The sequence below is a fragment of the Iodidimonas gelatinilytica genome, assembly GCF_008579125.1.
Taxonomy (GTDB): Bacteria; Pseudomonadota; Alphaproteobacteria; order Sphingomonadales; family Rhodothalassiaceae; genus Iodidimonas; species Iodidimonas muriae.
Genome location: NZ_BKCL01000013.1, coordinates 13,888 through 40,129, shown reverse-complemented (window position 1 = coordinate 40,129; position 26,242 = coordinate 13,888). Strand labels below are relative to the sequence as shown.

Genomic DNA, 26,242 nt, shown 5'->3' with positions numbered 1-26,242 from the left:
GTTTGACTTCCCGCTTCCTTTGGGGCAAAGGATTTCCTCGCCTTTCTAAGGTACGCGCCCGTAGCTCAGTAGGATAGAGCACCAGATTCCTAATCTGGGGCCACAGGTTCGAATCCTGTCGGGCGCACCATTTTCCCTTGTTTCCGCTTCGCAGGTCTTGCGCCTGTCTTGTCTCCAAGGCGGTTGTGCGTCTTGTTCCCATGGCCAATCCATATCCAAACACCCTCCCGAACAGGGTGGCGGACAGGGCTGCAAAAAGTGTCTAGACTGCCGGGCGCAATCAGAGTTGCAATGGCGTCGGGCCAAGCAAATGCCCGGCACAGCAGAGAGACGACACATATTCGCATGATAGGCGGGGGCACTATATGACACCTTTTCTGGGCGAAGTTATCGGGACAATGGTTCTCATCCTTTTCGGGGGCGGCGTTGTGGGCGGGGTTGTGCTCCGTCAGTCCAAGGCCGAAGGGGCAGGCTGGATCGTTATTACGGCGGGGTGGGGCATGGGCGTGGCGGTCGCCGTTTATATGGTGGGCGGCATTTCCGGTGCGCATATCAATCCGGCGGTGACTTTGGGTTTGGCCATTGCCGATGCTTTTCCTTGGGCCGATGTGCCGCTTTATATCGCAGGGCAATTTCTGGGGGCCTTTATTGGCGCGGTGCTGGTTTGGCTGCATTACTATCCCCATTGGGAAAAAACGCCCGATCCTGCGGTGAAACGCGCTGTTTTCGCCACCGATCCCGCCATCGCCCACGGGCCAGCCAATTTGTTTAGCGAAGTTCTGGGCAGCTTCATTCTGGTGTTGGGCGTTTTGGCCATCGGCGCCAATCAGTTCACCGAAGGCATGTTCCCGCTGGTTGTCGGCCTGTTGGTTTTTGCCATCGGCCTGTCCATGGGCGGCACAACCGGCTATGCGATCAATCCGGCGCGTGATCTGGGGCCGCGCATCGCCCATGCTTTGTTGCCCATTGCCGGCAAAGGCCCATCGGGCTGGCGATATGCTGGGTGCCTGTGGCGGGGCCGTGTATTGGCGGGCTTTTAGGCGGGGTCTTTTATCGCGTGGTGTTTTAAAGCCTATATTTGAAGACTCTTATCGGGTTGTTGGCGTGGCAATCTCATAAAGAGAAGTCGGCCAAAGCGGACCAAACATCAACCCTATCCCTGAACCGCGATTGGACGGACGAGAGAGGGGATTCCTGCCGCTTGGCAATCAGGAGAAAACGTGCGAAAAATCAGTTCGCGTAACAAGGACAAGAGGAGCCTTATCCATGGGTTATATTCGATGCCCCATATCGGGGGATAACCCTTGCCAACGCGCCTGAGTGAACTGGACTGGACCCGGGTGATTTTGGTATTCGCCGTTTATCTGCACCATGTAGGGATGCCGTTCAATGGCGATGACTGGGTGATAATGAATGCCCAATCGAGTAAATTGCTTGACCATATCATGGTGTATTTCGAGCAATTCCGGCTGCCTACCCTGTTCGTTATTGCCGGCGCGGGCGCGTATCTTTTGCTATCAAAAATATCTCCATTCACCTTTGCTTGGGACAAGGTGAAGCGGCTGTTCCTGCCTTTGCTGGTCGGTATGATTTTTATCATCCCACCGCAGCTTTATTTCAAAAATCCGGCGGCTTATGAATCACTGTGGGTGGCTTATCCGGCCTTGGCGCTGGAATTCGACTCCATGCACCTGTGGTTTATCGAATATCTGTTCGTATTTTCTGTGCTGGCCATCCCGTTGCATCTGTTTTTTACCAGCAGACTGGCGGAAGGGGGTTTTCGAGTGTTTGGCCGCATTGTGCACCATCCCTTGGGGCTCTTGAGCTTCGGGCTGCTGCTGGCCGGGATGCGTGTTTGGCTGAAAGAGCACTTTCCGTCCGACAGTAGCGGCATCGAAAATCTGTCATCCTCGCTTTATTATCTGTTCTTTTTTATCATGGGTATGGTGCTGGTCCAGCGGGCTGATTTCTGGCAGCGTCTTGGTGAGCGATGGCTTTGGCATAGTGCGGTCCTCGCGGTGTTGAGCGTGGTGTTTTATCTCTATTATTTCTTGGACTTCAGCGCCTATGCCTCTCATGCGGTGCTGTGGTCTATCTGGTGGGCGCTTGGCAGTCTTGTGGCTTGGACAGCAGCACTGTGTATTCTGGGCATAGCGCAACGATTTTTGACCGTCACACCGGACTGGCTCAGGCGGGCCAATGAACTGATCTATCCCTTTTATATTCTGCACCAGACGGTGATCGTGATTCTGGCCTTTTATATCGTGCAATGGCCGTTTGGCATTGGCATCAAGATAAGCGTGTTGTTCCTGTCGTCTTTTCTTGTCACCGCGCTGATTTGTACCCGTGTTATTTACCCGCTGAATGGGATGAGGGTTTTGTTCGGTTTGAAGACCAAACAGAGGATGAAAGCCTCCTATGCCGCTTGAATACTTAAAAAAGACCATGCTTGGGATTTAAACGTTAGCGTGCGTCATTGCGCCCTTGCATCATGGCGTCGGGCCGCTTATTCGCTTTATAAACAGCCAGCAAATGCGAAAACCCTGCAAGGAGCGGACCCTCTTATGAGCATCAGCGTGCATTATGGCGATTTGCCCGATGGACTGGATTTCGGGCCGACCGTGGCGGTGGATACGGAAACCATGGGGCTGAAACCGCATCGGGATCGCTTGTGCCTTGTGCAATTATCGTCTGGCGACGGCACCGCACATCTGGTGAAATTCAACCATGACAGCAGCTATGACGCACCGAATCTGAAAGCGTTGATGGGGGATTCCACTGTCACCAAGCTGTTCCATTTTGCCCGCTTTGATCTTGCGGTTTTATATCACGCGCTGGGGGTGATGCCGACACCCGCTTATTGCACCAAGATCGCTTCCAAGCTGACCCGCACCTATACGGACCGGCATGGCTTGAAGGATTTGTGCCGTGAATTGCTGTCGGTGGATATTTCCAAGGCGCAGCAAAGCTCCGATTGGGGCGCGGACGACTTGTCGGATGCACAGCAGGCTTATGCGGCTTCGGATGTGCTCTATCTGCACCGTTTGAAAGAGGCGCTGGACCCCGTTTTGCAGCGTGAAAACCGTCAGCATATTGCGCAGGCCGCTTTTGAGTTTCTTCCCATCCGTGCCGAGCTGGATTTGATGGCGGGCGAGGACTACGATCTGTTTGCCCATTCCTGATCAGGCAGGACATGCCCATGGCTGAGCCGTCCCTATCAAAGCCACCTTTGCCGCAATCCCCGCCGGGGCAGATTTTCCGTGTGACCACGGCCTATGACCGCTATGTGGCGTTCATGCGCCCGGCCTTGATTCTATTGGCGATCGCCAGTGCCGGCTTGAGCTTTTTGTGGCCTTTGTTCGTGGAAAAAGACAGCTCCTTTGTGTTCAACCGCGAAACCATGCAGCGCGGTGAACGTGAAGTGCGGGTTTTGGGGCCTATCTATCGCGGCACCGATGAATCCAACCGGCTGTTCAGCATTCAGGCAGATGAAGCCGTACAAACATCGCCCGATGCGCCGCGTATTGCCTTGACGGGCCTGAAGGCCAATATGGATCTGGGCGAAGGACGCACGGCCTTTGTTGCGGCGGAAAAGGGCATTTACGACACCTCTACGGAAACGGTGGAGGTGGTGGGCCCGATGCATCTGGAAACCAGTGACGGCTATAGCCTTGAGGGCACCGGCGCGATGTTGGATATCAAGAACAAGATCATCACCAGCGACCAGCCGGTGGAAGGCGTGGGGCCATTGGGCCAGATGCGTGGGGACCGGATCACGCTGGATGTGAATGAGCAAAAAGCCGTTTTGGAAGGTGCTGTGAAAATGAAAACGATCCCTGCCAAAAGCCAGCCCGCCCCAAGAGAGGGCAGAGCCGCTATGCCGAAAAAGGAACCGAAATGATGACAGCCGTTTTTTACAAGAAAGGGCCATTGGGGTGGGGCGCGGCTTTCAAAAGGTTGCCCGGCTTGCGGGGGCTGGCTGTTTTGTCGGCAATGCTGGTGGGCCAAACGGCATTGGCACAAAGCATTTCCGCTTTGAAAGATCATGATATTGACCAGCCCATCGAATGGGAGGCGCAGCGCTCGGAATTGTTGGGCCGTGATGATGTGGCGCTGTTCATGGGCAATGTGCGGGTGAAGCAAGGGGCTCTGGAGCTACATTCCGACCGGCTGCATGTGTTTTACACCATCGCTCAAGGGCAGACCGATCCCAATGTGGAGCGGTTGGATGTGACCGGAAATGTGGAAATTGTCAGCCCGTCCGAGCGCGCCCTTTCGCAATGGGCGGTCTATGATATTCCCAAGCGGATCATTACTCTGGGCGGCGGCGTGGTGCTTACCCGCGGCGATACCCGGCTGGCTGGCGACCGGCTGGAAATTGATCTGGTGTCCGGCGTGACCAAGCTGGATGGCGAGGATATGGACGGTGAAGGTGCACGGGTGCGCGGCCGCTTCGTTCTCCCCGAGCGCAGCCCCGAAAACGGGATGCCGAAAACCAACGACACCCCACAATAAAAGTCTCCTTGAAGGTGCGGAGCGCGCCCTCCTTATGAATTGAGGGCTGGACAGTCTGATGTGCATGGACGATTCTAGGCGGAGATGGCGCAAAGGTCTGTGTCGGGGGCTCTGGCCGGGCTTTTGTGCTTGATTTTTCTGCTTTGATTTGTGTGTCAGGCAAGATTTGCGCCAAACTCACAAACTCATCATTTGTTAAGCACAGTACGTGCAAAGTCCGGGGACTATGACCGTTATTGAACAAGAAAATGCCAGCCAGGATAAAAGGGCCACGGAACGCGACCAGCGCCCGCAAGGGGTGATGGCCGATGGTTTGGTGGCGCATGCCATTGGCAAAAGCTATGGCGGCCGCGTTATTTTGCGGGATCTTTCCTTACATGTGCAGCGCGGCGAGGTTGTGGGGCTTTTGGGGCCCAATGGCGCGGGCAAAACTACCTGTTTTTACACCTTGGTGGGGCTTGTGGAAGGGGATCACGGCACCATCAGCCTGGATGGGCGCGATATTTCCAAATTGCCCATGTATCGCCGGGCGCGGCTGGGGATCGGATATTTGCCGCAGGAAGCCTCGATTTTTCGCGGTATGACGGTGGAACAGAATATTCTGGCTGTTCTGGAAGTGAACGAGCCGTCAAATCGTCGGCGCGATCAGAAGCTGGATGAGCTTTTGGAAGAGTTTTCCATCTCGCATCTGCGTCATTCGCCGGCACTGGCTTTGTCCGGTGGCGAGCGCAGGCGGTGCGAGATTGCCCGGGCGTTGGCGTCGGAACCATCCTTTGTCCTTCTGGATGAACCCTTTGCCGGTATCGACCCCATCGCCATTGCCGATATTCGACACTTGACGGTGCATTTGAAAGATCGAGGGATTGGTGTGCTGATCACCGATCATAATGTGCGGGAAACCCTCGATATTATCGACCGCGCCTATATTATTCATGATGGGCGGGTTTTGATGGAAGGCAATGCGGAGCAAATTCTGGCGAGCCCCGATGTGCGCCGCGTTTATCTGGGAGAGGCGTTCAGTCTTTAGATCATGGCCCTGTCACCGCGTTTAGATCTGCGACAAAGTCAGCAGCTGGTTCTGACTCCTCAGCTCCAGCAGGCGATCAAGCTGTTACAGATGGCGAATCTGGAACTGTCGGGCTTTATCGAGCAGGAAATGGAGCGCAATCCCCTATTGGAACTGGGGGAAGGGGACAAGGGCGGTTCTGATGAACCCGGCGGCGATGCGGCCGATATGGGGGCTGCCGAGCTTTCCGGCTTTGATTCGGAAAGTGGCGTTTATGGTGCCGATGCGGGCATGGATGGCTCTGGCGTTGTGGGGGCGCAAGATGCGCCACTGGATGCGGATTTTTCCGTCAATGTCTTTGATGATGGCCCCAATGACGGGATTGCACAGGCCGCAGGGGGCTCTGGCCAGTTGGGTCTTAGCGGCGGTAGTTCCGGCGGCAATGGGCGTTTGGGTGGCAATGGCGATGAAGAAGGCTTCGAGCAAAATTTAAGCGACGTGCCGGATCTGCGTACCCATCTCAATAGGGAAATGCAGCTTTTGATCCATGATGTCGCCGACCGGATGATCGCCAGCAACCTGATCGATCTAGTGGATGAGGCCGGTTATTTGAGCGCCGATCTTTCCGACATGCCAGAACGTCTTGGTGTGGAACCGCAGGATGTGGAGCGGGTTTTGGCCCTGTTGAAAGGCATGGAGCCAACGGGGGTTTTCGCGCGTGATCTGGCGGAATGTCTGGTCCTGCAACTAAAGGAAAAAGACCGTTTCGATCCCTGCATGGCGAAACTGGTAGAAAATCTGCATCTATTGGGGCGGCGTGATCTGGCGGCCCTCAAGCGTGTTTGCGGTGTGGATGATGAAGATCTTGCGCAGATGATCGGTGAAATCCGGGCGCTTGATCCCAAGCCGGGCCTTGCCTTTGGCAGTGAAGAGACACAAACCGTGGTGCCCGATGTGTTTGTCCGCCGCAGCCCCGAAGGTGGCTGGACGGTTGAGCTGAACAGTGAAACCTTGCCGCGGGTTTTGGTGAATCAGCATTATTTCAGCGCGCTAAGCTCCCGGGCCAGCGGGAAGGACGACAAGCAATTTTTGTCGGATTGCCTGTCCAACGCCAATTGGCTGGTGAAAGCGCTGGATCAGCGGGCGCGGACGATCTTGAAGGTTTCAACAGAAATCGTGCGCCAACAGGAAGGCTTTTTCACCCATGGTGTGCGGCACTTGCGTCCCTTAACCTTGCGGGATATCGCCGATACCATCGAGATGCATGAAAGCACCGTCAGCCGGGTGACATCGGCGAAATTCATGGCCACCAATCGCGGTGTGTTCGAACTGAAATATTTCTTCACTTCGGCGATCCAGTCTTCGGAGGGGGGCGATAGCCATTCTTCCGAATCGGTGCGCGATACGATCCGGGCCTTGATCAATGCCGAAGACCCCAAGAAGATTTTATCCGACGACCGAATCGTCGAGCTTTTGAAGGCGGAAGGCATTGATATCGCCCGGCGGACTGTTGCCAAATATCGTGAAGCCATGCGCATTCCGTCCAGTGTGCAGCGTCGTCGTGAAAAACGCATGAGCGCCTGATCTGGACTTTTGCATCTTTGATCCCAAATGAGAGGGGAGGATTGCAAGTTGGTCCTCCATCTGTGCTACAGTTCGGGATGTGGGGTGAGAACTGTGCACCGCATGGTTTTCAACGGCCAATGATAAGGGGTTTCTCATAATTCCAAAGAAAGGCGGATAGGATGCAAATCAATGTTTCCGGACGGAAAATCAATGTCGGAGATGCATTAAAGGCGCACATTCACGAACGCTTTGAAGGGATTGTGGAAAAGTATTTTAGCCGCTCCATCGAGGCCCATGTCACCGTTTCCAAGAAGGGTCCTTTCTTCCATGTGGATTGCTCGTTGCATGTGCGGCACGGCATTCATATGCAAAGCCACGGCGAGGCCGATGAAGCCCATGCGGCGTTTGAACTGGCGGCAGACAAATTGGAAAAGCAGTTGCGTCGGCACAAACGACGCCTTAAGGATCGCCACATCACTGGCCGGGCTGTTCAGGAAGAAGAAGCGGCGCTGATGGCGCAGGCTTATATTTTGCAGCCTGAAGAAACGGAATCTCTGGCCGAAGAGGCTGGCGACGATAGTGGACAGGCCAATGGCAAGTCCGCCGACTTTACAGACGATCAGCCGGTGATTGTTGCTGAAACGCGTATGGAAATTCCGCATGTTTCGGTGGGAGATGCGGTGATGTTGATGGATTTGTCCGAACAACCCGCCTTGATGTTTCGCAATAGCCGAAACGGCCAGTTTAATGTGGTCTATCGGCGGTCGGATGGAAATATCGGTTGGGTTGATCCCGCCGAATTGAAGCGCTAATGAGGTCGCGGCGAATTTAAGGCCGCGCAATAAGGGAATAGGTTTGATCGGGATGGATATCGACGACCTGATCGGTCCTGCAAGCATTCTTCCTGCGCTCAAAGCAAAGAGCAAAAGGCAAGTTCTGCAGGAATTGGCGGCGCATGCAGCGACGCTGATTGAAGTGCCGGAGCGGGCTATATTCGATGTGTTGATCGAGCGCGAGCGCCTGGGCACAACCGGCGTTGGTCAGGGCGTGGCCATTCCCCATGGGAAATTGCCAGAGCTCGATCAGGTTTTTGGCCTGTTTGGGCGGACCGTCGAGCCTGTGGATTTCGATTCGATGGACGATCGCCCTGTGGATCTGTTTTTCCTGCTTCTGGCACCGGAAAATGCCGGAGCGGATCATTTGAAAGCTCTGGCTCGGGTCTCGCGTCTGTTCCGCGATAAAGCCATATGTGAAAAACTGCGCGGAGCCGAAGGCGCCGATGCGCTTCATGCCTTATTGTTGCGCAAAGCAGCGGCTGCTTGAAACACGGCCCGGTCTTTTTATGGATCGGGCTGTTTTCTTTCGGCCATAGCCGGCTTTACGGGGCCATTTGCGTCAGTGCGCTCCGCTCTTCTATCAAATAGGCTGTCAGCGCCTGCGCCGTTTGCGCCAGTGAGTCGATCAGGCTTTGTATGTCATTGCTGCGGTCTTGGGGGCTAAGGGTCGCCCACGCGCTTTGTGCTTGTCTTGAAAGCTGTGTCAGGTCCGTTTCAAGGGCGCTTAGCGCGATAGGGCAAATTGCGCCGTGCGGTAATCCACCCCTTGCAAACGCTCCGGCTGCTGTGTGCCGATGGCCGCCTTTGCTGATTCATAGCGTGACCGGGCATCGTGAAGCTGTTGTGACAAGACATTTTGGCGTTGCGGCAGGGCTTCCAGAAGGGCGCGTGCCTCTTGGGGGCTTATGGCGGCCATCTCGGTACGAGGCTCAGGAAGGCGCACGGGATCAAGCAATGCCACAGGCTCGGCAGGGGGATCACCAGCCAGATTGGGCCATGATCCTTCCATCGCACCGCATCCGGCCACGAAAAATAAGGCGGTAAGGGGCAAGGTGCGTCCCAAAAAACCAAGCTTTGCAGTCATAAAACGGTCCATCTATCAGCGGAAAATGAAGATATATCGATTTTCCTGAATTTAGGGGCTTGCCAGCCCCCAGCGATGTTTATATGGTCCGCCACCGCACCGCAACGTTATGCGGTCGCACAAAAGATGGTTATGCGCTCGTAGCTCAGCTGGATAGAGCACCAGACTACGAATCTGGGGGTCGGGAGTTCGAATCTTCCCGAGCGCGCCACTTTTATATTTGTTCCCGCTCTGCTCGACTCGATCTTGTCGCCGTTTCCGGCGCCGGGGGCCGGTGCTTGCATGGAACGCGCTCAGGGCTGGGGGATGAACTTGGTCCTTCAAGCCGCGCCACTTTTCCCACAATCATATGGCACGTTCCTTCGCGCCTCTATGGCGCGCTCATCCCTGTGTGTATTGCGCAGGGGTCACGCCATTTTGTGCCTTGAAAGCGCGGGTGAAGCTGCGAAAATCTGCGTAATCGAGTAATTCCGCGATCTCGGCGAGGTCATAGCCTTGGCGCAGCAGGGTCTTTGCCCTGTCATCAAGCGCTTTTTGTTTCAGGCTACGGAAATCTACGCCTTCATCAGCAAGTCTGCGGCGCAGGGTTGCGACACTCATTCCCAAGGCGCGAGCGATTTGTGATTGTTCGTATATGCCGGTTTCAAGCTGCGCGTGAACCCGGTCGGCTACGGATAGTCGCATTGGCTTTTTCAGGCCGCGTGTCTCAATCAGATCAACGATTTTGCGGTATACGGCATTTTCCGCTGGCAGGCCGGTTGGACTGCCGGTCACCCGAAGGCCGGCAGCGGAGATATCATAGCTCAGGGCATAGGTGCCCGCATTCCACCGGACCGGAACGCCAAAAAATTCAAGATGCGCCCTGTGCCCCTTGGGGCGTGGACGCCGCGTCCAGACTTTGTGCAGCTTACCATCCAGATCGTCGCCGGTGAGCAATATCAGCGTACAGTGCAAGAAAATCAGCACACATTCCAGAAAGACATGGATATAGTCCTGTTCATCCTGTCGCGTATAGGGAAAGCCACGGTCATCAATCAGATATGTGATGCTTTTCGCGTCTTCGCGCACGTAATTATAATGCCCGCCATGCAGCATGTTATAGGCTTGTGCTACACGTTTCATTGCGGCGCGCAAGTCACCTTCGCTTGCCGCGCTCGACCAGACGAAATGCGTTGAGCCCGGCATCAGCGAGCGCTGCGACAGCCTACAGGTTTCGTCGCCGATTTCCCGCGATACCTGTTCAAGTACACGGAAATAATCGGCCAGATCGATCTCGTCTTCCGGACCGGCAAGCTCCAGATTTTGTGGCAGGCCCAGATTGCGCATGATCCGCACGACAACATCACCCGACGCCGTTGTCATGGTGGAGAGTGATTTCAGCGTCATGATCGGTACGGTATACTCACCGTCGAAGCGCAAAGTTCGGGCCATTTGATCCTCTCTTGTTTACGCAATCTTGGCGATATGAGCGAAATTGTACACCCTGTTTGATCCGGGCTGTCCTCGCCGCAGCCATATCCACCAGCTTATGATGTGTTTAATCATACGCGATCTCGATGGGGATCGTGCAAATGAAACAGGGGAGGATGAGATGAGATGCCGCCGGGTAAAAGGCTATCGGGATCACTGTATTTTATCCGTGACGGGTTTGGGCTGTGCTGCCATTGCGCTTTTCCCGGTGATTGCGGAAGCGCAGCAGCCAGAGGATTTGTCCGCACGGCAATCGGTTCTTGAAGAAATCATTGTCACAGCACGTCGACGTTCGGAAACGCTGCAGGATGTGCCGGGGGCGGTTTCCGCTTTTTCGGACACTCTGATCGGGGATTTGCAAGCCGATGATATCAGCGGCCTGCAATATGCCGTCCCCAATTTGTATCTGGAAGAGGGCGATGCATCGAATGCCGTTATTTTCCTACGCGGTGTGGGGCAGAACGATTCCCTTGCATTCGTCGAGTCGGGCGTTGCGGTTTATGTGGATGATGTTTTTATTTCCCGGACACAAGCCGCTTTTCTTGATCTGTTCGATGTGGAACGGGTGGAGGTTTTGCGCGGCCCTCAGGGCACACTCTATGGTCGCAATTCGCCCGGTGGAGCTATCAAGTTCATCTCTACCGCCCCGCCAGACGAGTTCGAGGCAGATTTCGAGATTGGCGGCGGCCGTTTTGAATTCCTGACCCTGAAAGGCCGGGTTGGTGGCCCCATCATTCAGGATAAGCTGCATGCCAAGCTGGCGGTGGCACTGACAAATCATGATGGCATCAACCGTAACAGTTTTACCGGGCGACGTGACGGCGATACCGAATCCTTCGCTTGGCGCGGAGCACTGACTTTCGCGCCCAGTGACGACCTAGCCCTGACGTTGACGGCTGATGGTAAGTTGGACCGTCCCGATACGTCGAAAAGCCCAATTCGCGAAACACCCTTGCTGGCCTTTCCAGACGCCTTCACCGCGCCAGATGTGCCGGTGATCCTGCCGCCTAATGACGATCCCTTCGTGGTTGATACCAATGCCAACGGATTGAATGACCTGACCAGCTTTGGTTTTACTTTGAAAGCTGACTGGCAGATTTCGCAAGATTGGTCTTTGGAGTCCATTTCCGCTTATCGGGAAATGGATTTCGATCTGGTGCTGGACACCGATGGCTCACCCTTGCCGGTGCTCGATATATCGTTGTTTCAAGATCAGTGGCAGGTCAGTCAGGAGCTTCGGGCCAGCTATGACAATGGCAAGGGCTTTACCTTCACGGGCGGCGTTTTTTACTTCCATGATTCTGATCTCACCTTATCGGGTTTCGATGCGCAGGCGGGGGCACTGCCGGCTTTCGGACTGCCGCTGGCACTGTTTTCTCCCAATAGCCAACTCGCCGATACCGACCAGCGGACGGACTCCATCGCCGTGTTTGGCCAGTCCACCATTGATCTGACCGACACACTCAGCCTGGAGCTGGGATTGCGCTATACGTATGATGAGAAAAGCTCTCGCAGACGGTTCGAACTATTTGCCCCCGATATCCGGGTGGCACAGGACTTTCCGCCCTTTCTCGCAGGTTTTGGCACGCCACTTAATACGATTTCCGGTAAAGAGGACTGGGATGCTCTGACGCCGAAAATTGCTTTGTCATATGCTCCAAGGGACACGTTGCTCTATTACGCATCGGTTTCACGAGGCTTCAAAAGCGGCGGGTTTGACGGGCGTGGTTCCACGGAGTTCGAGTTCCAGCCTTTTTCACCGGAGAAGGTCTGGACCTTTGAAGGGGGCGTCAAATCAAGCTGGCTTGATAATCGTTTGGCCGTTAACGGCACCTATTTTTACAGCCGTTATCGCGACCTGCAGGTAACGTCTTTCGGGCGGGACGCCGAGACAGGCTTTTTCCAAAGCTTGTTTAGCAACGCAGCCGCAGCCCGTATTCAAGGCGTGGAGTTCGAGCTGGCGGCGCGCCCTATTGATCGCCTTTCCATCAATGCCACAGTTGGCTTTATGGATGCCGAGTACAAAGAGTTTATCACATTGGTGAATGGCGTGCCGGAAGATGTCAGTGATCGCGATCTGATCAACTCGCCGAAATGGAATGCCAGTCTGGGTGCAACATGGGAACAGCCTGTCGGCAATGGCTTGTTGGGCGTTTTTCATGTGGATGCCGCCTATCGTGGCGATGTGGCCAATGAGATCACCGATTCCCCTATTCTGCGCCAAGACGAATATATTTTGCTCAATGCCTTTATTTCGGTGAAGTCAGATGATGCCGGTTGGGAACTGCGTGCTGGTGGCAAGAATATCACCGGTCGGGAGATCCGCGTGCAAGGCTTTAATCTGGCGGAATTCCCGGGCGTGGAAACGGCATTCTTCAGCAATCGTCGGAGCTGGGATCTGCGGCTGTTCTACCATTTCTAGGAGATGCTCGATGACGTTGGATGAAGATGCCGCGGCTTTTCTGCGGGAAATGAATGCGGCAGCGGCGGATGCGCCGAGCTTTGCCGAGCTTGGTATCATTGCTGCGCGCGAAATGAGCCAAGCCTTATTTACCGGTTTCGTGCCGTCCACGGAGCCCGCCTGCCATAGCGAAAACCTGACTTTGGAGGGGCGTGACAGCCTGATCGGAGCCCGGTTCTATCGGCCTGCCAACCCTGTGGCCTCTGAGAGGGCGATTCCGCTGGTTATGTTCTTTCATGGGGGCGGATGGGCGATGGGTGATCTGGACAGCTATCATGAACTTGTGTCCGATCTGTGCGACCGCAGCGGTATTGCGCTGCTCTCGGTGGATTATCGCCTTGCGCCGGAGCATCCCTTTCCTGCCGGTCTTCATGATTGCATCGATAGCCTGTATTGGGTGGTGCGCCATGCAGCGTCGCTTGGCGTCGATCCTACGCGGCTTGGTGTGATGGGTGATAGCGCCGGTGGTAATCTTGCCGCTGTGGTGGCGCATCAACTGCATGGCGGCGGCGAACTGGCGATCAAGGCGCAATATCTGATTTATCCGATGCTGGATATCAGCCGTCCGCATGAAAGCTATCCATCGCGCATGGACTGGGGGGGCGGCGGTTATCTTCTGGATCTGGGGGCCATCGATACCACGGCGAACTGGTATGTGCCCGATCACAGCATCCGCCGTGACGATCCGGCCATTTCCCCTCTCTTTATCGAGGATGTTTCAGGCCTGCCACCGACTTTTCTGATCGCTGCCGGCCATGATCCTTTGCGTTCCGAGAATGAAACTTTCGTCGCACGTCTCAAGGATGCCGGGGTGAAGACCCGCTATCGCTGTTTCAAAGGCGCGATCCACGCCTTCCTGTCCTTTCCTCAATTCACGGCAGCCCAAACCGCCCGCAGCTGGCTAGGAGAGGCGATGGCGCAATTGGCGGGCGATTAACCTTCAGGCCAGCCAAGTGCGCCTATCATCAGGAAAGTCCGCTTGCATGATGGCGCAAATGATCTTCGATGAAGCTGGCAATGAAATAATAGCTGTGATCATAGCCCGGCTGGATGCGCAAGGTCAGCGCTTGTCCGGCTTTCTTGCAGGCCGCTTCAAACAGGTGCGGCTTTAATTGTTCTTCTAAAAAGCGTCGGCTCCGCCTGATCGATCAAAATATGTGCGGCGCTTTTGTTCTGCGTCACCAGTGCTGTTGCATCATAATCCGCCCATGCCTTTTGATCCGTCCCCAGATAGGCTTGGAAGGCCTTTTTCCCCCAAGGCACCTGCATCGGGGCAACGATAGGGGCAAAAGCCGATACGGTTTGAAACAGGGCGGGATTTTTAAGGTGCATTATCAAAGCCCCGTGGCCACCCATGGAATGGCCGGAAATGCCCATCTTTTTGGTGTTCAGGCCCAGGGTTTCCGGCAGGATTTGGGGCAGTTCATCGGCAATATAGCGATACATCCGGTAACGCTGCGCCCAAGGGCTTTCGGTGGCATCCACATAAAAACCAGCCCCCAAGCCCAGATCATAGGCTTCATCAGGCGCATCGGGTGTGCCGTCGCCGCGTGGGCTGGTATCGGGGGCGACCAGAACCATGCCCAGCTCTGCCGCCACCCTTTGCGCTCCGGCTTTGGTGATGAAATTCTGTTCGGTGCATGTTAGCCCCGAAAGCCAGAGCAAAACCGGGGCGGTGCTGTGGTCGCAATCGGGCGGCAGATAAACGCCCAGCCGCATGGGGCCGCCGCAGGTGCGGCTCTCATGGCTATAGACCCGTTGCACCCCGCCAAAGCACAGATTTTCCGAAATGATCTCCATCATCGTTCAATAAACCACAACGCTACGGATGCTTTCACCGCTATGCATCAGATCGAAGGCGGTGTTGATCTCTTCCAATGGCAAATGATGGGTGATCAGATCGTCAATATTGATGCGACCATCCATATACATATCGACGATTCTCGGCACATCGGTGCGGCCGCGGGCGCCGCCAAAGGCTGATCCGCGCCATACGCGGCCGGTGACAAGCTGGAAGGGGCGTGTGGAGATTTCCTCACCGGCCCCCGCCACACCGATAATCACGCTCTCTCCCCAGCCCTTATGGCAACATTCAAGGGCTTGGCGCATGGTGTCGGGACGTCCGATACATTCAAAGCTGTAATCGGCCCCGCCGCCGGTCAGCTCCACCAGATGGCCTACGATATCGCCCTTGATGTCGCGGGGATTGACAAAATCGGTCATGCCAAACTTTTCCGCCAATGCGCGTTTTTGCGGGTTGATATCAACGCCGATGATCTGCCGCGCCCCCACCATTTTAAGGCCCTGGATCACATTCAGCCCAATGCCGCCCAGCCCAAACACCACACAGGCGGTATCCGGCTCTACCTTGGCGGTGAACATCACGGCTCCAATGCCGGTGGTGACCCCGCAGCCGATATAGCAAACCTTGTCGAAGGGGGCATCCTTGCGGATTTTCGCCAGAGCAATTTCTGGCAGCACCGTGTAATTGGCAAAGGTAGAGGTGCCCATATAATGCAGGATCGGCTTGCCTTTATAGGAAAAGCGCGATGTGCCATCGGGCATCAGGCCCTGCCCTTGGGTGGCGCGCACTTTCTGGCACAAATTGGTTTTGGGATGCAGGCAATAGTCGCATTCACGACATTCCGGCGTGTAAAGCGGGATCACATGATCGCCAATGTCCAGGCTGGTAACGCCGGGGCCGGTATCCACCACCACGCCCGCGCCTTCATGGCCCAAAATGGCCGGAAATGCCCCTTCCGGATCGGCACCCGACAAGGTGAATTGGTCCGTATGACACACGCCGGTGGCCTTGATTTCCACCAGAACTTCACCGGCTTTCGGGCCTTCAAGCTGGACCGTATCAATTTCAAGAGGCTTTCCGGCTTCAAAGGCGATGGCCGCTCTTACATCCATGGATATCTCCTTATGGGGTACTGTCAGGTCGGGGTGGCGGGATCAGGCCAAATTCGAAAAATCCGGTGCACGTTTCTGGGCAAAGGCCATGAAGGCTTCCCGCGCTTCCGGTGAAACCAGCCGGCGGGCAAATTCCAGCCCTTCCTTGTCCATCCGGGCGCGGATGGTGGCGCTGTCACGCATCAAAGCCTTGGTGGCGGCAAGGGCGCCGGGGGCTTTTTTGGCCAAGGCTTGGCCGATAGACGTGCCTGCGCCAATACATCGCCAGCGGGCAGAGCCGCATTGGCAAGGCCCAAGCGGGCGGCATCATCCCCGCTGAGGGCTTCTCCCAAGGCAAAAAGCGCAAAGGCCTTCTGGTGGCCGATGCATGCGGGCATCAACAGGCTGGAAGCCGCTTCGGGTACCAGTGCCAGATCAACGAAGGGCGCGGTCAGGCGGGCATCCTGCGCCACATAAGCCAGATCGCAATGCAACAACAAGGTGAGGCCAATGCCCACCGCCAAGCCTTCCACCGCGGCAATTACCGGCTTTTGAAAGCCGGCCAGAATGTGCAGAACCCGCATGACTTCCATGTCTTCGGCGCGGCGCTGGCCGGTGGCCACCTGGGCAAAATCATTGAGATCATTGCCAGAGGTGAAAATGCCGCCTTCCCCGTAAAACAGCACAACGCGAATGTCCGGATCGTCGGACGCCTGTTCAAGGCTATCGGCAATGGCTTTGTACATGGCTTCGGTGAGGGCGTTTTTTTTGGCCGGGCGGTTGAAGCCAATTTCCAGAATGGCTCCATCGCGGGAAATAAGAAGTTCAGCGGTCATAAGATGTTCCGTACAGGCTATGCGTGAGAGAGATGTATCCTTGCCGAAATAACAGATTAACGTCCGTTTGTCGCATTCCAGTGATGTGCATCAGAACAAATGGCAAGGGAAAGGGTGAAATTGAAAAGCACAGCCAAAAATGTGCCCCTTCAAGCCTGCGGGTCAAAAATGGCTCTGATGAAATTGAAGCATATGGCGGTGAATGAGTCGCTTCCCTCTTGCCAGTATGGGCGTAGGGTGCTCCCATAAGGCCTATATCCAAGATAAAAAATTGGGGAGTGATATGAGCAAAACGACGGGATTGATGGCTTTGGATCAGGGGACCACGTCCAGCCGGGCGATTGTGTTTGATCGTAAGGCCGAGAAAATCGCTCTTCATCAAAAAGAATTTCCCCAGCACTTCCCCAGGCAAGGCTGGGTCGAGCATGACCCGGATGATATTTGGACAACCACTATTGAAACCGCCCGAGATGCGTTTCAAGAGGCACAGGCCAAAGGCTGTGAGGTGGCGGCCATTGGCATCACCAATCAGCGGGAAACCACCATCATCTGGGATCGTAAAACCGGTCAGCCCATCTATAATGCCATTGTCTGGCAAGACAGACGCACCGCCGATATTTGCCGGGCCATGAAAGCGGACGGGGTGGAAAAAACGCTGCATGAGCGCACCGGGCTGTTGCTGGACCCTTATTTTTCCATGACCAAGATCGGCTGGATTCTGGATCATGTGGAGGGTGCACGCGCCCGAGCGGAAAAAGGGGATCTGGCTTTTGGAACGGTGGATAGTTTTTTGCTATGGAAGCTGACCGGCGGCAAAAAGCATAAAACCGATGTCACCAATGCAGCCCGCACCGGATTGATGTCGCTCGAGACATTGGAATGGGACGAGGAATTGTTGCGGCTGTTCAAAATTCCGCGTGCCCTGTTGCCACAAATCATGGATTGCGCCGATGATTTCGGTGAAACCGATCCAAGCCTGTTTGGGCGTGCCCTTCCCATCGCAGCCTTGGCGGGAGATCAACAGGCAGCCAGCATTGGCCAGTGTTGTTTCACCCCCGGAATGATCAAAAGCACCTATGGCACCGGCTGTTTTGTATTGATGAATACGGGGGATAACCCCAAATGGTCGCAAAATAGGCTTTTGACCACGGTGGCTTACCGGATGCAGGGGCAGGTGGCCTATGCCCTTGAAGGCTCGATCTTCATTGCCGGGGCGGCGGTCCAATGGCTGCGCGATGGATTGGGCATCATCAAAAGCGCCGCACAAACTCAGGCTTTGGCGGCGAATCTGGCGGATAATCAAGGCGTCTATATGGTGCCCGCCTTCACGGGCCTTGGTGCGCCCCATTGGGACCCGGATGCGCGCGGCGGGATTTTCGGCATCACCCGCGATACGGGACCGCAGCATCTGGCTCGCGCCGCTTTGGAATCCGTATGTTATCAAACCCATGATCTGTTGGCGGCCATGGAAGCCGATGGCCTGTCGCCCCAATCCATTCGGGTGGATGGCGGTATGGTGGCCAATGATTGGGTGATGCAGTTTCTCAGCGATATTCTTGGTATCGAGGTGGAACGTCCCGTGGTCAGCGAAACCACCGCATTGGGGGCCGCCTATCTGGCGGGGCTGCACATGGGCGTTTATGAATCGCCTGCCGATATTGCCCGCAATTGGGCGCGTGATGCCCGCTTTTCTCCAAAAATGCCGGCCCAAACCCGCAAAGCTTGGTGGCGGGCTGGGACGATGCCGTGGCACGGGTGAAAACCATTTGACCCGCCTTTTCGGGGCGGGCGGTCAGATGCGGCCTTCGGGCGGTGTTCCTTTCCCTGCCCATGCCGCTTCATAGGCTTTTTGGGCCGCTTTTGCTGCCGCTTCATTGCCGCGCGCGGTTTCTGCTTTTCTGAGCATAAACAACGCATAGGCATTGTTGGGGGCGCTCAACAGGCTTTGGTTGAGGGCCACCACCGCTTCATCGGCCTTGCCTGCTGCCATAAGGGCTGCGCCCAGCGATTGCCGTGCGGGATAATACCAAAAAGGTGGTTCCATATAAGGCAGGCTGTCTTGCAGTTCGGCGGCGGCCTTGAAATGCGCTGCGGCGGCCATGCTCTTTTTCTGGGTAAGCGCCAAGCGCCCTTCCAGAATATGGGCGGCGATGCCCAAAATCGTATCGGCGGGCACATTATTCTCGGTCAAGGGGCCGATTTGGTCGCTCCGGGCGGTTTGGCGCAGGGCAGAAACGGCAGTTTTAGTGCTGTTTTCATCGCCATCAAGGGCGGCGGCCATGCCTTGCTATAATGCCAGATAGCCAGAACAAAGGGCATGCGGGCATCGGGCTTGGGGATGGCCCGCAGCTTGTCGGGCGAGAGAAACTGGGCGCGGGCATAAAGGGGCGCGGCCATGATGGGCTGCATGAAGGCCGGTGCGGCCAAAGCGGCTTCCACAGGGATCAGGCTTTCCAGCTTTTTTGCGGCTTCAAGGGCTGTGACCGCATCCCCTGCCATTTGGGCAGACATCAGCAGGAAATGAACATTATGCGGATAATAGCCATAACCATAAATGCCTTCGCGGCCCACTTGATCGAAATAGGCCTCATCGGCGGCGATCGCCTTGATATTGGTGCTTAGGGATTGCTTGTATTTGCCCAGCCGAAAATAAAGATGTGATGGCATATGGGCGATATGGCCCGCAGAAGGCATCAAGGCGGCCAGCCTGTCGGCATAGGGTTCGGCAATTTCCGGCTTGGCGGATGCCTCTACCAAATGAATATAGAGATGGATGGCCCCTGCATGATTGGGGCTGCGCGCCAAAATGGTTTCAATGCGCGTTATGGCCTTGCCGGCCTTGCCCATGGGCGTTTGACCATCCGGCTCCCAATAGGTCCAGGGCTGGGTGTCCATAATGGCTTCCGCAGCCAGGGCTTGTGCCAGATCCGATCGGGGATAGCGATCGGCAAGATCTTGCATGGCGGTGGCATAGGCCATGTCGCGTCTGCCCGTTCTGTGGACAGGTCGGTGCTATAGCGGTGGTTCAACGCTTCGATCAGGGCCTTTTCCAAGGGAAGGGCGTTCCCGATATTGGCTTTCGCCATGGCCAGCGCTTTCAGGGCGGGCACCCGTGCATCTTCTCCCATGGGGGCGTTGATATTGGGGCCAAGAACCAGCGCTTCGCCCCAAAAGCACATGGCGCATGTGGGGTCCAGCATCTGTGCTGCGCGGAACGACCGCGCCGCCTGTTCATGGTTGAAGGCATAGGCAAATTTCAGACCCTGATCGAAAAGGGCCTGGGCGCCGGCATGATTTGTGCTGATGGGGACGCTGTGATCGCCAAGCCCTTCAAACAGCATCGGGGGCATTCCGGCTTCTGCATGTTCGGGATTTTCCGCATGGGCCGTTCCCGCCCGGAACAGGGCAGCCAGTGCGTTTTTACGCGATCCTTTGCAGGCCAGTCGCGCCGCTTTGGATGGATCAAGATAATCTGCCAGCCTTTGGGCGCGCAGATCCGCCGGTTGGTCATCCAAAGGCATGGAAGGCGGGGCACTGAAAATAACAACGCCCGCCAAGGCTGCGCACAGCGTCGCTGCGAAGGGACGGTGCATGATTCTCTTCCAATTTCTGTTCCTGATATATTTACCATAACATATTCGTGAAATTGATATGTGAAGAAATTTGAGACGCACAGGCGGTGCGAAAGCAAAAATCGAGGGCGCACTTATAAAAGAAAAAGCGATGATGGCTTGATTTGTGGGCTATGATCTTGTTTTGTTCTTGTTCTGGACGTTCGCCGGGTCTTGCCGGATTCTGTGATTGGTATAGAAAACAACGGAATGGGTCGCTTAGGCGGCCATTGGAAAATCGCGCAAACCCGCGAGAGGTGATCATGGCAGGACATTCCAAGTTTAAAAACATCATGCATCGTAAAGGTGCACAAGACGCCAAGCGTGCGAAAATCTTCGCAAAGCTGGGGCGTGAAATCACGGTGGCAGCCAAAATGGGCTTGCCCGATCCGGATATGAATCCACGGCTTAGAACGGCGATTCTGGCAGCAAAATCGCAATCCATGCCGAAAGACCGTATCGAAAGGGCCATTGCTTCGTCACAAGGTGGCGACGCGGAAAATTATGACGAGCTGCGTTATGAAGGATTCGCGCCCGGTGGCACGGCCTGATCGTTGAGGTTTTGACCGACAATAAAAACCGGTCGGCATCCGATATTCGCGCCACTTTTTCCAAGAACGGCGGAAATATGGGCGAAACCGGCTCGGCCAATTTCATGTTCGATCATGTGGGTATGATTATCTACAAGGTGGATGTGGGCGATGCGGACAGCATTTTTGAAGCAGCGGTAGAAGCTGGTGCGGAAAATGTGGAAAGCGATGATGAAACCCACGAAATCATCACTTCCTTGGAAGACCTGCATACGGTGGCAAAGCAGCTTGAAAGCACGTTTGGCGAGCCGGAAAGTGCCAAGCTGGCATGGAAAGCCAAGGATCTGATTTCCGTTTCGGAAGAGGATGCGCAAAAGCTTTTGAAACTGCTCGATGCGCTGGACGATAATGATGATGTCCAGGAAGTGTACGGTAATTACGACATTCCCGACGAGGTGATGGCCAAGCTGGAAGCGGCTTGATCTTTGGGATGCGTCTTTGCCTGATCCTTTTCCCGAAATTTTCATAAAGGGAGCGTTATGCGGCTTTTGGGATTGGATCCGGGACTTCAGGCAACCGGCTGGGGCATTATTGAAAGCGATGGGCTGCATTTGCGCCATGTGGCCAATGGCACCGTGCGTTCCACCGCATCGCTCCCTTTATCGGCGCGGTTGGTGGAAATACATGATGGTCTGATGGCGGTTGTGGAACAGTATCAGCCATCAGACGCTGCTGTTGAAGAAACCTTCGTCAATAAAAACCCCACCTCCACCTTGAAGCTGGGGCAGGCGCGTGGCGTGGCCTTGCTGGTGCCAGCCTTGAAGGGGTTGCTCGTGGCGGAATATTCCCCCAATCACATCAAGAAATCGGTTGTGGGGGCAGGGCATGCGGCAAAAGAGCAGATCCATGCCATGGTGAACGTTTTGCTGCCGGGTGTTGCCATTCATGGAGCCGATGCCGCCGATGCGCTGGCGGTGGCCATCTGCCATGCCCATAACCGCGCCGGGCGGTTGGCCCAAATAAAAGCTGTTGAAAGTTCGGTCGCCGCCCAAAGCCATGCTGGCGGCAAGCGGTGGGCCGGACAGCGGATCGGGAGACGTTCATGATTGCCAAATTAAAGGGCCTGCTGGATTCTTCGGGCACGGATTGGTTGATCATTGATGTGTCCGGCGTGGGCTATCTGGTGTTTGCATCCGGGCGCACTTTGGGGAATTTACCGGCCAATGGCGGGGCGATTTCCCTGATCATCGAAACCCATGTGCGCGAAGATCATATCCATCTTTATGGCTTTCCCACCGTGGCTGAGCGAGACATGTTCCGGCTTTTGACCTCGGTGTCCGGAGTGGGCGCCAAGGTGGGGCTGGCGATTCTTTCCGTTTTGGCACCGGATGCTTTGGCGCAGGCCATTGCGGCAGGGGATAAGGGGGCGGTGGCCCGCGCCCAGGGTGTGGGGCCTCGCCTTGCCCAGCGGATCGTGACCGAATTGAAAGATAAAGTGGCGGGCTTTGCTGTGTCGGCAAGCGCGGCTCCGGCTTCACCCTCCGCACCGTCGAAGGCGGCTGGTGCGAAGGCGGCGCCCGATGACAGCGATGCACGGTCGGAACTGCTTAATGATGCGGTAAGTGCGTTGGTGAATTTGGGCTATGGCCGCACCGAAGCCTTTTCCGCTATTTCCACCGTCGCCCGGCAGCAAGATGACGCGCCGTCCTTACAAATATTGATCCGCGCCGGCCTGCGGGAGCTGGGCCGATGAGCGAGCGGATGGTGGCTCCGGTGGAAGGGGAAGAGGATGCCGGCGAAAGCGGATTGCGGCCGCAAAAGCTGGATGATTTCATCGGGCAGGCACAGGCCAGAAACAATTTGCGGGTGTTCATTGAAGCCGCCCGGTCGCGTCAGGAAGCGCTGGATCATGTGTTGTTGTTCGGGCCGCCCGGCCTTGGCAAAACAACCTTGGCGCAGATTGTTTCTCGGGAATTGGGCGTGGGCTTTCGGTCCACATCGGGGCCGGTGATCGCCAAGGCGGGGGATCTGGCGGCGCTTTTGACCAATCTGGAAGCCCATGATGTTTTGTTTATTGATGAAATCCACCGCCTTAATCCTGCCGTGGAAGAGATTTTATATCCGGCTATGGAAGATTTTCAGCTGGATCTGATTATTGGCGAAGGCCCGGCGGCGCGGTCGGTGAAAATCGATCTGCCTCCCTTTACGCTGGTGGGGGCCACCACCAGGCTGGGCCTGCTGACCAATCCTTTACGCGACCGGTTCGGTATTCCGACACGGTTGGATTTTTACGATGTGGCCGATCTGGTGAAGGTGGTGAGCCGGGGCGCGCGGATTTTGGGATTGCGGTTGACCGAAGATGGGGCGCGCGAAATTGCCGCCCGATCCAGAGGAACGCCGCGTATTGCCGGGCGGCTGCTGCGCCGGGTGCGCGATTTTGCCGCTGTGGCAGGCAAGGATGTGGTGGATAAGCTGGCCGCCGATGCCGCTCTCACCCGTTTGGAGGTGGATGGCTTTGGATTGGATGCGATGGATCACCGCTATTTGCGCTGTATCGGGGAAACCTATATGGGGGGGCCTGTGGGTGTGGAAACATTGGCGGCTGCCCTGTCGGAACCACGGGATGCCATTGAAGATATTATCGAGCCGTATTTGATCCAGCGCGGATTGGTGCAGCGCACACCGCGCGGGCGGCTGCTTACCCCCGCCGCCTATAGCCATCTGGGCCTTGTCGCGCCATCTGCCAGTGGGCGGGATCTGTTTTCCGATGAGGAACAAGATATATGACAGCGACCGGTCGAACGGACGGACCGCAAACCGGATGGATAAAGGATCGGCGGCATCATCTTCCCATCCGTATCTATTATGAAGATACCGATGCGGGCGGGATCGTTTATCACGCCAATTATTTACGGTTTTTCGAGCGGGCGCGGGGTGAAATGCTGCGGCTTGTGGGGATTGACCATGTGACCGCATGGCGCGATCAACCTGCGGGAGAACGCATGGGCTTTGCGGTGCGCCGGGTGGAGCTGGAGTATTTCCGGCCCGCCATTCTGGATGATTCTCTTGATATTCAGAGCATCGTTCTGGCCACCGCTGCCGCCTATGTGGATGTGCAGCAAGCCGTTTTACGGGGCGGGGTTTTGCTGGCGCGCGCTGATTTGCGTGTGGCTTTGGTCAATGATAATGGAAGGCCATGTCGTTTGCCTCTGGCGTGGCGGACGATTTTGAAGGCACTGGAAGTTCCACCAGAGGCCCGGCTTTTTGCGCGTGCCAATGTCGAGTGACGGATTGAAAAGGGTTGTGAGATGGACGGACAGGTCGATGAAGTAATTTTGGCGGGAAGCGTTCCGATTTTTCGGTCTGGGGTATGTTCAGCCAGGCGGATATCGTGGTGCAAACGGTTATGCTGGCGCTTGTTCTTGCATCGCTTTGGAGCTGGACAATCATTTTTTCCACATGGCTGCGGGTGCGCAAGGTCAACCGCGCCGCCGATGCGTTTGAAGATCGCTTTTGGTCCGGTGCGTCTCCCGAAGAATTATATGATGGGCTGAAAAACCGTATAAGCCATCCCATGGCAATGGTTTTCGTGGCCGCCATGCGTGAATGGCAACGGTCTTTGAAGGGCACGGGTCGGGGCTTTGCAGAACGCCTGAGCATTGAAGACCGGGTGAATAAAGTGATGCGTATCGCCGTTTCGCGCGAAATGGAGCGCTTGGAAGGTCAGGTCGGATTTTTGGCCACGCTTGGCTCGGCGGCTCCTTTTGTGGGGCTGTTTGGCACGGTGTGGGGCATCATGAACAGCTTTCAATCCATCGCACTCACATCCAATACCAGCCTTGCGGTGGTGGCTCCGGGGATTGCCGAGGCTCTTTTGGCCACGGCCCTTGGGTTGGTGGCGGCGATTCCGGCGGTGGTGGCCTATAATAAACATGCCAGCGATTTGTCGCGTTTTGCTGGCCGTCTGGAAGGCTTCTCCGATGAGTTCGCAGCGATTTTGTCGCGGCAGCTTGATGACAGGAGCGCATGATGGCGGGGATGCAGATACAGCTGCGCGGGCGGGATCGCCGGGGTGTGGCTCAATATAAGCCTTTGGCGGAAATCAATGTGACGCCCTTTGTGGATGTGATGCTGGTTTTGCTGATCGTATTCATGGTGACCGCCCCCTTGTTGCAGGTCGGGGTGCCGGTGGACCTGCCCCGTGCGGATGCGCAAAAGCTGCAACAGGACAATACACCGCTGACCATTTCTGTTGATCAAACTGGTGCCATATTCATCGAAGACACTGAAATCGGATATGAGGAATTGGTGCCGCGCCTTGCCGCCATTGCGGAAACTCGTGATCGAACGGAAACCCGTATCTATGTGCGCGGGGACCGGGGGTTGGATTATGGGCGTATCATGCAGGTGATGTCGGCCATTAACGGGGCTGGATTTACAAAAGTGGCGCTGGTTGCCGACCGCCCCCAATAAGTGCAGGAGAGACGGACCGCCGATGTTGTGCATTTGCAGACCCATATTTCCTGACTTTATACAAATGATGCCTTCTTCGGCGTACGGTCATTTGATATGAGCGATGTAAAACGGTTCTACCGTGAGGGATTGGCGCTGTCTGCTGCGGTGCATTTGGGGCTGTTGGCTGTGGGATATTTTGGCTTGCCGCATTTGTCGCGCCCCGAGCCGGACATGCCCGATATTGTGCCGGTATCATTTGTGGAAATCTCTGATGTAACCCGCAGTAACGAGCCGCAATCCGAGCCGGAACCGCAACCGGATCCCGAACCGGAGGATCTGTATGCCCGCGATGAACCGCAACAGATCGATATGGCTGAATTGGACGTGCCGCTTCCCGAGGACAAGCCCGCACCGCCCGAGAAAAAGCCGGACCCTGCGCCGGAAGCGAAACCGGAGCCCGTAAAGCCGAGATTGACTGTGGCCCCGCGCACCAAGCCGCGCCCGCCTTCGCGTTTCGATTCCAGCAAGGTGGCGGCATTGATCGATCGTTCCATCAAGGAAGAGCGCCCGCAGTCTGTGCCGGATCCTGTGGAAAAAACCGAAGAGAAAGATACTGAAACGCCTCAGCCTTCGGCTTTTGCGGACCGGATTGCCACGGCCACTTTGCAAGCGGCGATTCGTCAAAGGGTGCAAGAATGTTGGTATTTGCCCAGCGGTGGCAAAGATGTGGCCAATATGCGTGTGCGTATTCGCATCCAGCTGCGTCAGGACGGCAAATTGTTGCGGCCGCCGCAGTTCATCGATGCGGGGGATCTTTCCAAGCCGGGCAATGAATTTTATCGCATTTTTGCTGAAAGTGCGCGGCGGGCGGTCCAGAAATGCGAGCCTTATGACAGCTTGCCATTGGCGCAATATGACAAATGGCGTGAAATTGACTTTACGTTTGATGCGGCAGACATGCTGGGCGGTTAAACGAT

The 26,242-nt window shown here is 55.9% G+C and carries 23 protein-coding genes, 2 tRNA genes and 4 pseudogenes; 22 read left to right on the top strand and 7 right to left on the bottom strand.

Annotated elements, in window-relative coordinates; all coding sequences use genetic code 11:
* The first annotated feature begins 54 nt into the window (after window positions 1–54).
* From JCM17844_RS12720 to ptsN, 10 genes and pseudogenes are all read left to right on the top strand, one after another.
* Window positions 55–130: transfer RNA gene (locus JCM17844_RS12720), tRNA-Arg, on the top strand.
* A 235-nt stretch (window positions 131–365) separates the two neighbouring features.
* Window positions 366–1,069 (top strand): annotated as a pseudogene (locus JCM17844_RS12715) (MIP/aquaporin family protein).
* 235 nt (window positions 1,070–1,304) lie between these two features.
* On the top strand, window positions 1,305–2,429 hold the full coding sequence (locus JCM17844_RS12710; RefSeq protein WP_150001288.1) for an acyltransferase family protein: 1,125 nt from the start codon (window positions 1,305–1,307) through the stop codon (window positions 2,427–2,429).
* A 135-nt stretch (window positions 2,430–2,564) separates the two neighbouring features.
* Window positions 2,565–3,182, top strand: coding sequence for a ribonuclease D (locus JCM17844_RS12705; protein ID WP_150001287.1), 618 nt, complete (start codon window positions 2,565–2,567; stop codon window positions 3,180–3,182).
* Between the two features lie 17 nt (window positions 3,183–3,199).
* Window positions 3,200–3,901 (top strand): LPS export ABC transporter periplasmic protein LptC, encoded by a 702-nt coding sequence (gene lptC, locus JCM17844_RS12700; RefSeq protein ID WP_210431971.1) that lies wholly within the window; start codon window positions 3,200–3,202, stop codon window positions 3,899–3,901.
* Window positions 3,898–4,515 (top strand): LptA/OstA family protein, encoded by a 618-nt coding sequence (locus JCM17844_RS12695; protein WP_150001285.1) that lies wholly within the window; start codon window positions 3,898–3,900, stop codon window positions 4,513–4,515. Before lptC ends, JCM17844_RS12695 begins: the two co-directional genes overlap by 4 nt.
* 301 nt (window positions 4,516–4,816) lie before the next feature.
* Complete coding sequence (lptB, locus tag JCM17844_RS12690) at window positions 4,817–5,542, top strand: LPS export ABC transporter ATP-binding protein (RefSeq protein ID WP_210431978.1); 726 nt, start codon at window positions 4,817–4,819, stop codon at window positions 5,540–5,542.
* A gap of 3 nt (window positions 5,543–5,545) precedes the next feature.
* On the top strand, window positions 5,546–7,105 hold the full coding sequence (rpoN, locus tag JCM17844_RS12685; RefSeq protein ID WP_150001283.1) for an RNA polymerase factor sigma-54: 1,560 nt from the start codon (window positions 5,546–5,548) through the stop codon (window positions 7,103–7,105).
* A 161-nt stretch (window positions 7,106–7,266) separates the two neighbouring features.
* Window positions 7,267–7,899, top strand: a complete 633-nt coding sequence (hpf, locus tag JCM17844_RS12680; protein ID WP_150001282.1) for a ribosome hibernation-promoting factor, HPF/YfiA family — start codon at window positions 7,267–7,269, stop codon at window positions 7,897–7,899.
* 52 nt (window positions 7,900–7,951) lie between these two features.
* A complete protein-coding gene (gene ptsN, locus JCM17844_RS12675; RefSeq protein ID WP_150001320.1) occupies window positions 7,952–8,410 on the top strand; it encodes a PTS IIA-like nitrogen regulatory protein PtsN in 459 nt (152 codons plus the stop codon).
* 237 nt (window positions 8,411–8,647) lie between these two features.
* On the opposite strand, the gene JCM17844_RS12670 is transcribed toward ptsN, so the two are convergent.
* Complete coding sequence (locus JCM17844_RS12670) at window positions 8,648–9,007, bottom strand: hypothetical protein (RefSeq protein WP_150001281.1); 360 nt, start codon at window positions 9,005–9,007, stop codon at window positions 8,648–8,650.
* 134 nt (window positions 9,008–9,141) lie between these two features.
* On the opposite strand from JCM17844_RS12670, the gene JCM17844_RS12665 reads away from it, so the two are divergent.
* Window positions 9,142–9,218, top strand: a tRNA-Arg gene (locus JCM17844_RS12665).
* Window positions 9,219–9,388: 170 nt separating this feature from the next.
* On the opposite strand, the gene JCM17844_RS12660 is transcribed toward JCM17844_RS12665, so the two are convergent.
* On the bottom strand, window positions 9,389–10,438 hold the full coding sequence (locus JCM17844_RS12660; RefSeq protein WP_150001280.1) for a helix-turn-helix domain-containing protein: 1,050 nt from the start codon (window positions 10,436–10,438) through the stop codon (window positions 9,389–9,391).
* Between the two features lie 160 nt (window positions 10,439–10,598).
* Between JCM17844_RS12660 and JCM17844_RS12655 the strand changes: the two genes are divergently transcribed.
* Complete coding sequence (locus JCM17844_RS12655) at window positions 10,599–12,899, top strand: TonB-dependent receptor (RefSeq protein ID WP_210431969.1); 2,301 nt, start codon at window positions 10,599–10,601, stop codon at window positions 12,897–12,899.
* A 10-nt stretch (window positions 12,900–12,909) separates the two neighbouring features.
* Window positions 12,910–13,875: an alpha/beta hydrolase gene (locus JCM17844_RS12650; RefSeq protein ID WP_210431968.1), complete on the top strand. Its 966-nt coding sequence runs from the start codon at window positions 12,910–12,912 to the stop codon at window positions 13,873–13,875.
* A gap of 28 nt (window positions 13,876–13,903) precedes the next feature.
* Here JCM17844_RS12650 and fghA read toward each other — a convergent pair.
* The 3 genes and pseudogenes from fghA to JCM17844_RS12635 all read right to left on the bottom strand — a co-directional run bounded on the left by fghA (window position 13,904) and on the right by JCM17844_RS12635 (window position 16,669).
* Window positions 13,904–14,738: pseudogene (gene fghA, locus JCM17844_RS12645) on the bottom strand (S-formylglutathione hydrolase).
* A 6-nt stretch (window positions 14,739–14,744) separates the two neighbouring features.
* Complete coding sequence (locus JCM17844_RS12640) at window positions 14,745–15,854, bottom strand: S-(hydroxymethyl)glutathione dehydrogenase/class III alcohol dehydrogenase (protein WP_150001277.1); 1,110 nt, start codon at window positions 15,852–15,854, stop codon at window positions 14,745–14,747.
* 42 nt (window positions 15,855–15,896) lie between these two features.
* Window positions 15,897–16,669, bottom strand: a pseudogene (locus JCM17844_RS12635) (enoyl-CoA hydratase).
* A gap of 283 nt (window positions 16,670–16,952) precedes the next feature.
* On the opposite strand from JCM17844_RS12635, the gene glpK reads away from it, so the two are divergent.
* Window positions 16,953–18,428, top strand: coding sequence for a glycerol kinase GlpK (gene glpK, locus JCM17844_RS12630; protein ID WP_150001276.1), 1,476 nt, complete (start codon window positions 16,953–16,955; stop codon window positions 18,426–18,428).
* 33 nt (window positions 18,429–18,461) lie between these two features.
* Here the strand turns inward: glpK and JCM17844_RS12625 are convergent, their stop codons facing one another.
* Window positions 18,462–18,860, bottom strand: coding sequence for a hypothetical protein (locus JCM17844_RS12625; protein WP_150001275.1), 399 nt, complete (start codon window positions 18,858–18,860; stop codon window positions 18,462–18,464).
* Entirely contained in the window at window positions 18,857–19,648 is a 792-nt protein-coding gene (locus JCM17844_RS12620; protein ID WP_150001274.1) for a hypothetical protein, read from the bottom strand. Before JCM17844_RS12620 ends, JCM17844_RS12625 begins: the two co-directional genes overlap by 4 nt.
* Window positions 19,649–20,543: 895 nt before the next feature.
* On the opposite strand from JCM17844_RS12620, the pseudogene JCM17844_RS17415 reads away from it, so the two are divergent.
* The 8 genes and pseudogenes from JCM17844_RS17415 to tolA all read left to right on the top strand — a co-directional run bounded on the left by JCM17844_RS17415 (window position 20,544) and on the right by tolA (window position 26,237).
* A pseudogene (locus JCM17844_RS17415) lies at window positions 20,544–21,292 on the top strand (YebC/PmpR family DNA-binding transcriptional regulator).
* Window positions 21,293–21,349: 57 nt separating this feature from the next.
* A complete protein-coding gene (gene ruvC / locus JCM17844_RS12610) occupies window positions 21,350–21,916 on the top strand; it encodes a crossover junction endodeoxyribonuclease RuvC (RefSeq protein ID WP_150001273.1) in 567 nt (188 codons plus the stop codon).
* The gene (ruvA, locus tag JCM17844_RS12605; RefSeq protein ID WP_150001272.1) at window positions 21,913–22,563 is read left to right on the top strand and encodes a Holliday junction branch migration protein RuvA; all 651 of its coding nucleotides are present in this window, start codon (window positions 21,913–21,915) and stop codon (window positions 22,561–22,563) included. The genes ruvC and ruvA overlap by 4 nt, the downstream gene beginning before the upstream one ends.
* Window positions 22,560–23,597: a Holliday junction branch migration DNA helicase RuvB gene (gene ruvB, locus JCM17844_RS12600; protein ID WP_150001271.1), complete on the top strand. Its 1,038-nt coding sequence runs from the start codon at window positions 22,560–22,562 to the stop codon at window positions 23,595–23,597. Before ruvA ends, ruvB begins: the two co-directional genes overlap by 4 nt.
* Complete coding sequence (locus JCM17844_RS12595; RefSeq protein ID WP_150001270.1) at window positions 23,594–24,097, top strand: YbgC/FadM family acyl-CoA thioesterase; 504 nt, start codon at window positions 23,594–23,596, stop codon at window positions 24,095–24,097. The genes ruvB and JCM17844_RS12595 overlap by 4 nt, the downstream gene beginning before the upstream one ends.
* Window positions 24,098–24,180: 83 nt before the next feature.
* Window positions 24,181–24,840 (top strand): protein TolQ, encoded by a 660-nt coding sequence (tolQ, locus tag JCM17844_RS12590; protein WP_150001269.1) that lies wholly within the window; start codon window positions 24,181–24,183, stop codon window positions 24,838–24,840.
* Window positions 24,840–25,283: a protein TolR gene (tolR, locus tag JCM17844_RS12585; protein ID WP_150001319.1), complete on the top strand. Its 444-nt coding sequence runs from the start codon at window positions 24,840–24,842 to the stop codon at window positions 25,281–25,283. The genes tolQ and tolR overlap by 1 nt, the downstream gene beginning before the upstream one ends.
* Before the next feature lie 96 nt (window positions 25,284–25,379).
* Window positions 25,380–26,237 (top strand): cell envelope integrity protein TolA, encoded by an 858-nt coding sequence (tolA, locus tag JCM17844_RS12580; protein WP_150001268.1) that lies wholly within the window; start codon window positions 25,380–25,382, stop codon window positions 26,235–26,237.
* The last annotated feature ends 5 nt before the right edge of the window (window positions 26,238–26,242 follow it).

What these genes read in the sequence shown, in the direction of transcription:
- JCM17844_RS12705 (WP_150001287.1), top strand. Translation starts at nt 2,565, where the DNA reads ATGAGCATCAGCGTGCATTATGGCGATTTGCCCGATGGACTGGATTTC.
- lptC (WP_210431971.1), top strand. Translation starts at nt 3,200, where the DNA reads ATGGCTGAGCCGTCCCTATCAAAGCCACCTTTGCCGCAATCCCCGCCG.
- JCM17844_RS12695 (WP_150001285.1), top strand. Translation starts at nt 3,898, where the DNA reads ATGATGACAGCCGTTTTTTACAAGAAAGGGCCATTGGGGTGGGGCGCG.
- lptB (WP_210431978.1), top strand. Translation starts at nt 4,817, where the DNA reads ATGGCCGATGGTTTGGTGGCGCATGCCATTGGCAAAAGCTATGGCGGC.
- rpoN (WP_150001283.1), top strand. Translation starts at nt 5,546, where the DNA reads ATGGCCCTGTCACCGCGTTTAGATCTGCGACAAAGTCAGCAGCTGGTT.
- hpf (WP_150001282.1), top strand. Translation starts at nt 7,267, where the DNA reads ATGCAAATCAATGTTTCCGGACGGAAAATCAATGTCGGAGATGCATTA.
- ptsN (WP_150001320.1), top strand. Translation starts at nt 7,952, where the DNA reads ATGGATATCGACGACCTGATCGGTCCTGCAAGCATTCTTCCTGCGCTC.
- JCM17844_RS12670 (WP_150001281.1), bottom strand. Translation starts at nt 9,007, where the DNA reads ATGACTGCAAAGCTTGGTTTTTTGGGACGCACCTTGCCCCTTACCGCC.
- JCM17844_RS12660 (WP_150001280.1), bottom strand. Translation starts at nt 10,438, where the DNA reads ATGGCCCGAACTTTGCGCTTCGACGGTGAGTATACCGTACCGATCATG.
- JCM17844_RS12655 (WP_210431969.1), top strand. Translation starts at nt 10,599, where the DNA reads ATGAGATGCCGCCGGGTAAAAGGCTATCGGGATCACTGTATTTTATCC.
- JCM17844_RS12650 (WP_210431968.1), top strand. Translation starts at nt 12,910, where the DNA reads ATGACGTTGGATGAAGATGCCGCGGCTTTTCTGCGGGAAATGAATGCG.
- JCM17844_RS12640 (WP_150001277.1), bottom strand. Translation starts at nt 15,854, where the DNA reads ATGGATGTAAGAGCGGCCATCGCCTTTGAAGCCGGAAAGCCTCTTGAA.
- glpK (WP_150001276.1), top strand. Translation starts at nt 16,953, where the DNA reads ATGAGCAAAACGACGGGATTGATGGCTTTGGATCAGGGGACCACGTCC.
- JCM17844_RS12620 (WP_150001274.1), bottom strand. Translation starts at nt 19,648, where the DNA reads ATGGCCTATGCCACCGCCATGCAAGATCTTGCCGATCGCTATCCCCGA.
- ruvC (WP_150001273.1), top strand. Translation starts at nt 21,350, where the DNA reads ATGCGGCTTTTGGGATTGGATCCGGGACTTCAGGCAACCGGCTGGGGC.
- ruvA (WP_150001272.1), top strand. Translation starts at nt 21,913, where the DNA reads ATGATTGCCAAATTAAAGGGCCTGCTGGATTCTTCGGGCACGGATTGG.
- ruvB (WP_150001271.1), top strand. Translation starts at nt 22,560, where the DNA reads ATGAGCGAGCGGATGGTGGCTCCGGTGGAAGGGGAAGAGGATGCCGGC.
- JCM17844_RS12595 (WP_150001270.1), top strand. Translation starts at nt 23,594, where the DNA reads ATGACAGCGACCGGTCGAACGGACGGACCGCAAACCGGATGGATAAAG.
- tolQ (WP_150001269.1), top strand. Translation starts at nt 24,181, where the DNA reads ATGTTCAGCCAGGCGGATATCGTGGTGCAAACGGTTATGCTGGCGCTT.
- tolR (WP_150001319.1), top strand. Translation starts at nt 24,840, where the DNA reads ATGGCGGGGATGCAGATACAGCTGCGCGGGCGGGATCGCCGGGGTGTG.
- tolA (WP_150001268.1), top strand. Translation starts at nt 25,380, where the DNA reads ATGAGCGATGTAAAACGGTTCTACCGTGAGGGATTGGCGCTGTCTGCT.